This is a genomic window from Streptomyces sp. SID14436 (assembly GCF_010548465.1).
GTDB lineage: Bacteria > Actinomycetota > Actinomycetes > Streptomycetales > Streptomycetaceae > Streptomyces.
On the sequence record NZ_JAAGMD010000520.1, the window covers coordinates 1 to 1,158 of the forward strand.

1 protein-coding gene is annotated in these 1,158 nt (G+C 77.4%); it reads right to left on the reverse strand.

Going from position 1 to position 1,158, the window contains the following annotated elements:
- On the reverse strand, positions 1-1,158 hold a 1,158-nt coding region (locus tag G3I53_RS17990; RefSeq protein WP_343240642.1), incomplete at both ends, for an FtsX-like permease family protein.

Consider the following 1,158-nt stretch of genomic DNA (forward strand, 5'->3'; position numbering starts at 1 on the left):
GCGGGCGGCCCGGGCGGCGGGGACCGTCGCCAGCGCGGCGGCGCCCAGCACGGCCGCCGACCCGAGGGCCAGCAGGAAGAGGGCGGAGGGCCCCTGGGCGATGCCCGCGCCGATGCCGCTCGACCGGCCCTGGGCGTCGATCAGCCAGTGCGCCAGGGGCAGCCCCAGGGCGACGGCGACGACCACCGCCGCCAGGGCCGTGCCCGCCGTGGCGGTGACGGTGATCGCGGTGATCTGCCGGGGGGAGAGGCCGATCGCCTTCAGGGCCAGCAGGTCCCGCTCCCCCTCGCGCACCGTGCCGCCGATTGCGGTGAGCAGTTCGATCAGCCCGATGAGGGCGAGCACGACGACGAGCCCGAGCACCACCGCCCGCAGCGGGGACAGCCCGTCCGCCGGGTTGGCCACCGCGTGCACGTCGAGGTGGCCGTCGCCCGCCGCGGTCAGCCGGTCGGCCACCGCCCGCGGATCGGCGCCCGGGGTCAGTTCGAGCTGGTGCAGGGTGGGCCGCAGATCCGGGTCGTTCGCGCGGAGCGTGTCGAGGGGGGTCGAGATCACCCGGCCGGCGTTCTCCGGTTCGATGCTGCGGCCCACGATGTGCAGGATCTGCGGCCGGTCGCCGACGGTGACCCGCACCCAGTCGCCGACCCGCACGTGCAGCAGGTCGAGCAGTCCCTGGCCGGCCACCGCCTCGTCCGGACCGCGGGCCGCCCTGCCCTCGGCCAGCGTGAACGGGTACGGCTCCTGGTGCGTGCCCAGACCGCGCAGCGCGATGGTGGCGGTCTGCCCGGGCACCAGGGCGGCCACCTCCACCCCCGGATGGGCGGCCACGACCTGCGGATCGCGCTCCAGCAGGGCGCGCGCCCGAGCGTCGTCGAGGGTGGCGTCGGCGCGGGCGCTGAGCGCCGCGGGCAGTCCCATCCGCTCGGGGCTGCTGTGGAAGCGGTCGATGGTGGTCCACGCGCTCATCGCGACCACGATCAGCAGCAGCGGCAGCGTCAGCCGCGCGACCGTGCCCAGGGACCGCGGGCGGCGTGAGTACGCCTTGTGCCAGCCGAGCACCAGCGCCGGCGGCACCCGCACGCCCAGCGCCCGCCGGGCCAGGTTCGTCAGCCGTCCGCCGGGCGTGGCCGCGGGCCGCGGCACCGGCACCGGCGGCAC